This is a genomic window from Synechococcus sp. H70.1 (genome assembly GCF_047502705.1).
Classification (GTDB): domain Bacteria; phylum Cyanobacteriota; class Cyanobacteriia; order Thermostichales; family Thermostichaceae; genus Thermostichus.
Window position 1 is genome coordinate 11,116 of sequence record NZ_JANSIV010000165.1, and the last position, 5,066, is coordinate 16,181.

3 protein-coding genes are annotated in these 5,066 nt (G+C 62.4%); 1 reads left to right on the forward strand and 2 read right to left on the reverse strand.

Annotated features, from left to right (window positions below):
• Positions 1 to 32 precede the first annotated feature (32 nt).
• Positions 33 to 1,763 carry a diflavin flavoprotein gene (locus NW827_RS10775; protein WP_414403552.1) on the reverse strand — a complete coding sequence of 577 codons (1,731 nt, stop codon included), beginning with the start codon at positions 1,761 to 1,763 and terminating at the stop codon, positions 33 to 35.
• Between the two features lie 122 nt (positions 1,764 to 1,885).
• On the reverse strand, positions 1,886 to 3,628 hold the full coding sequence (hflX, locus tag NW827_RS10780) for a GTPase HflX (RefSeq protein WP_414403553.1): 1,743 nt from the start codon (positions 3,626 to 3,628) through the stop codon (positions 1,886 to 1,888).
• A 161-nt stretch (positions 3,629 to 3,789) separates the two neighbouring features.
• Between hflX and NW827_RS10785 the strand changes: the two genes are divergently transcribed.
• Positions 3,790 to 5,064, forward strand: a complete 1,275-nt coding sequence (locus NW827_RS10785) for an amidohydrolase family protein (RefSeq protein WP_414403554.1) — start codon at positions 3,790 to 3,792, stop codon at positions 5,062 to 5,064.
• Positions 5,065 to 5,066: the final 2 nt, after the last annotated feature.

Below are 5,066 nucleotides of genomic sequence, written 5' to 3' on the forward strand. Positions count from 1 at the left end.
TCTCCTCTTCCCCAGGGAGGGGGATCAGGGGTTCAGTAATGATTTCCCACCTTGCGATGGTGGACAGCGGTGAGGCCCTCCAGATTGGAGACCCGCCCGGCTTCCACGGTGCTGTACACCACCCAGTGGTCGCTGGTTTCTAGGCGGCTGGCCACGCGGCACTCCAAGTAGGCCAAGGCATCGGCAAGGATAGGGGATCCGTTGGCGGCGGGGTAGGTCTTGATGCCAGCAAAGCGGTCAGCTCCCGGCGGGAAGCGCTTTAGGAAGTGGCGCATCAGGGACTGGTGATGGCCCTCCTGCAGCACATTGAGAACAAAGGTGTCCCCTACCTGCAGGAAGGACTCAATTGCCCGATCCTTAGCCACGGCAACGCTGATCCCTGGGGGATCGCTGCTGGCCTGGGCCACCCAGGAGGCGAGCATGGCGCTGGTGGCCTGCCCTTTGCGGGCGGTGAGGATGTAGAGGCCATTGCTGATGCGGCCCAGGGCGCGATCCAGGTCGGCATCCAGGGCTTTCATCTGCTGAATGTTGCGATCCCGGGTCAGCCACTGCCCCAGGTCAGTGCCAGCTTCTTCGGCCAGTTGCAGCAGAGTTTCGTTGACAGGTTGCTTAAGGAGAATGGGAGGGAACACCTCTTTGGCGCCCAGCTCCTGCAGCGTGTTGCGGCAGAGGTAGACCGACTCATCATCTTCACCGCCCGACTCGAAGAGGCCAAAGCCTTGTTTGCTGTGGGCAGAGGCCAAGAGGGTTTTCAGCAGCACCTGGGTGGTGGCCGCGTCTGGCCCTGATTGGGGCGGCATGCCTATCACCACACCTGCGGCTAGGCTCATCAGCTCCCGCACCTCGTGGGCATCCAGCAGCCGCAGATCCAGCAGCTCGACGGCAACCCCGGTTTTTTGAATCCCGCGGGCAAGGGCTTGGGCCAGCGTTTCCGCCTGGCCGTAGCCCGACAGGTAGAACACGGCCGCTAGGCGCTCGGCTTTGGCCTGCTCTAGGCTCCAGGTGCGGTAGTGCTCCACCCAGTCGGACAAGTGATGGCGCAGCAGAGGGCCGTGGCCAGTGGCAATGGCAGCGATGGGAGGCAGGGCCTCCATGCGCTTGAGGGCAGACAACACCGAGCGGGCATTGGGCCCCATGAGGCAGTCGTAGTAGAGCTTAAAGTCTGCCTGTAGCAGGTGGGGATGCTCGTCCCAGGCCAAGTCGTCGCAGTAGTGCATCCCAAACACATCACAGGTGTAGAGGATCTGGGTGCCGTGGTCGTAGGTGAGGATGGTGTCGGGCCAGTGCAGGTTGGGGGCAGAGATAAACTCCAGGACATGCCCCTTGCCCAGATCCAGGCGATCCCCCTGCTTTACCACCAGGTGCCGGAAGGGCCGATGCACGAGGTTTTCCAGAAATTGCACGGCCACTTTGGAGGCTACCACTGTCATTTGGGGGGCTAGCTCCAGCAGATCCCCGACTAGGCCGCTGTGATCTGGCTCAGTGTGGCTAACCACCAAGTAGTCGATGGTGGCCGGATCCAGGATGCCTTGCAGCAGATCCAAGTACAGCTGGCGAAACTTTTCGTGGGAGGTGTCAATCAGGGCCACCTTCTCCCCGCGGATCAAAAAGGAGTTGTAGGTCGTGCCATTTTCCAGGGCAAATTCAATGTCAAACCGATCCCGATCCCAGTCCTGGGAGCGGATGGCCAGGGTGTCGGCCCCAATGGGCAGAGTTTGCAGCGTAAGATGAGCTGAACGCGGTGCAACTGCCGTAGCGGCCATGTTTCCCCCTCTGCCAAATGGCAACTTTACTTAACACTCATCGTAACCCTGATGTAACTGGATGTTGAGGCAGCTAGGCGCAGGAGGACAGCGGCCAAGTTTTGATTTTCTAATGAAATGCTTCAGGGATCCCCAAACTCCCGACCCCCAAAGGAAGTGGAAGCAAAGGCTGCGGCAAATTGGGCCAGGGTGTGGCGCAGTTGATCCAAGTTTTGGCCGGTGGCAGCGGAGACAAAGAGAGCCTTAGGATAAAGCAGGCGCACATCCTCTACCCATTCGGGATCGAGGCGGTCAATTTTGTTAAACACCAGTTGTCGCGGGCCAGTGGCCAGGGGCATCTCGTCCAGTAATTTTTCCACCGCCTCGATTTGCCCTTCCCAGTTGGGGTGGGAGAGATCCACCACGTGCAGCAGGGCATCCGCCTCCGTTACCTCCTCCAGGGTGGCTTGGAAGGCCTCCACCAGTTGCTCAGGCAGCTCGGTTAAAAAGCCCACCGTGTCGGTCAACAGCACCGCCTGCTGGCCGGGCAAATCCAGCCGCCGCGTGGTGGGATCCAGGGTGGCAAAGAGTTGGTCAGCCACGTAGACCTGGGCGTGGGTGAGGGCGTTGAGAAGGGTGGATTTGCCGGCGTTGGTGTAGCCCACCAGGGCCACCATGGGGATCTGGGATCCCTCCCGTCGCTGGCGCAGCCGCTGGCGGTGGCGGCGCAGCTCTTCCACTTCTTGCTGCAGCTTGCTAATGCGCCGCTGGATGGCCCGCCGCTCCATTTCCAATTGGGTTTCCCCCGGCCCACGGGTGCCAATTCCACCCCCCAGCCGCGACATGGTGCGACCGCGACCAGCCAGGCGCGGCAGCAGATACTGCAGTTGCGCCAGTTCCACCTGCAACTTCCCGGCCCGGGTTCTGGCCCGCTGGGCAAAGATGTCTAGGATCACCTCGCTGCGATCCACCACCCGCACCCCCAGGGCCTCTTCTAGGTTGCGCACCTGGCTGGGGGTGAGCTCCCGGTCGAACACCACCAGGTTGGCCCCCAAATCCTGCACCAGCAGGGCCAACTCCTGGACCTTACCCGAGCCGATAACGGTGGCGGAATCGGGGCCCTCCCGCCGCTGCCAAAGGGTGTGGAGCACCTGGCCGCCGGCGCTTTCCACCAGGCGGCCCAGTTCCGCCAAGGCGTCCATGAGATCCTCGTAGCTCTGTCCCGGCTTCTGCAGCCCCACCAGGATGGCCCGCTCCTGCTGGGGATCCACCTGGTGAGCGCTTGCTTGGCGGCGAAAGCCATCTTCTAGCTCCGCCACCAGCTCCTGCAGATCCTGCTCTGCCAGGATCCCTAAGGGCAAAGGCTCAGAAACCTGCCAACGGCGCTCTTCCTCCGGCACCAGATGGGCTAGGTAGGCGCACTTGATAAAGCCTGTGGCCCCTCCTCCGCGGCGCAGCCGTCCCTCTAAAGGGGATACCGACAGGGTAATGAGAGCGTCCAGCCGCTGTAGGGCCATGGCTGTCAGGGCTTTTTGGCTAGGCCCCCCCGCCCCCACTTGGGTGGTAATGCAGCGGATCCCAGACAGGCGCTCCGCCCCCTGGCGCGGCAGCTCCCAAGCCGGGATCTGGGTTTCAAAAGGGGATCCCAGCCCCACGCGAATTACTTGGCCGCGCCGGTTGAGGTAAACACTAATGGGCTGGCCTTCCAGATCTTGGGTGAGGGCTCCCAGCCGTTGGGCAAACTCCACCGTCACCAGACAGTTGGGGGGCAGGCGCAGTTGGTAGAGCCGTTGCAGTTGCTTGCGCTGGTAGGGCTTTAGCCCCTTGGCCTGGGCAAAGCGAAAACCGAGGTCATTCTGCTGGCGAGAGGTGCCAACCCTGGGCATAGGGAGAGGGAAAGACCCGAAAAGAGGCTTTCCTCTACCATATACGCTAGTAGCCAGCAGGAACTTGAGGAAAGCAGCGGCAGCAAACCCTAGACAAGGGATCCCTGGAGCAAACTTGCTTTTGAGCAAGAAAATGGTCAAGCTGGGTTGGGAAGAGGGGGATGGATGTAATCTTGCGTCGGGCCAACTTGCCGGATGGCCGTAAGGGAGTGGATATCGGCATTGAGGGAGACCGCATCGTTGCCCTGGAGGTGAATCTGCAGGCCACCGCTCCCCAGGAAATCGATGTGAGTGGCCGCTTGGTGTCACCCCCCTTTGTGGATGCCCACTTTCACCTGGATGCCACCCTCACCTACGGGATCCCGCGCGTCAACCAATCGGGCACCTTGCTGGAAGGGATCGCCCTTTGGGGGGAGTTGAAGCCGCTGCTGACGCCAGAGGCAGTGATGGAGCGGGCCTTGACCTACTGCGACTGGGCGGTGGCGCGCGGGATCCTGGCCATCCGCGCCCATGTGGATGTGTGCGATCCCAACCTGTTGGCGGTGCGGGCCTTGCTGGAAGTCAAGCAAAAGGTTGCTCCCTACCTGGATTTGCAACTGGTGGCCTTTCCCCAAGATGGCTACTACCGCTCGCCGGGAGCGGTGCAGCTCTTGGAGAAGGCCCTGGACTTGGGGGTGGAGGTGGTGGGTGGGATCCCCCACTTTGAGCGGACGATGGCTGAAGGAGCAGCTTCGGTGCGGGCCCTGTGCGAGATTGCGGCGGCGCGGGGGCTGCGGGTGGACCTGCACTGCGACGAGACAGACGATCCGCTTTCGCGCCACGTGGAGACCTTGGCCTATGAAACGCTGCGGCTGGGCTTGCAGGGGCGGGTGGCCGCCTCCCACCTCACCTCAATGCACTCCATGGACAACGCCTACGTGAGCAAACTCATCCCCCTGATGGCCGAGGCAGAGCTGGGGGTGATCGCCAACCCGCTGGTGAACCTAGTGCTGCAGGGCCGCCAGGACACCTACCCCAAGCGGCGGGGGCTGACGCGGGTGCCGGAGCTGATGGCCGCCGGGCTGACAGTAGCTTTTGGCCAGGACTGCGTGATGGATCCCTGGTACCCCCTAGGCAGCGGCAACATGCTAGAGGTGGCCCACATGGCAGTCCACGCTGCCCAAATGACGGGCTATGAGCAGATGCGCCAGTGCTTCTTGGCGGTCACAGAAAACGGCGCCCGCCTGCTGGGCCTGGAGGGCTATGGGCTCAAGCCCGGCTGCTACGCCGATTTGGTGGTGCTGCAAGCTGCCGATGTGGTGGAGGCCCTTCGCCTCAAGCCACCCTGTCTGTACGTTTTCCGCCGCGGCCGCCTCATTGCCCAAACCCCGCCGGTGGCTACTCAGCTCCATTTGCCCGGGCGCCCGGCCCAGGTAGACTTCACCCGCCAGCTTTAACG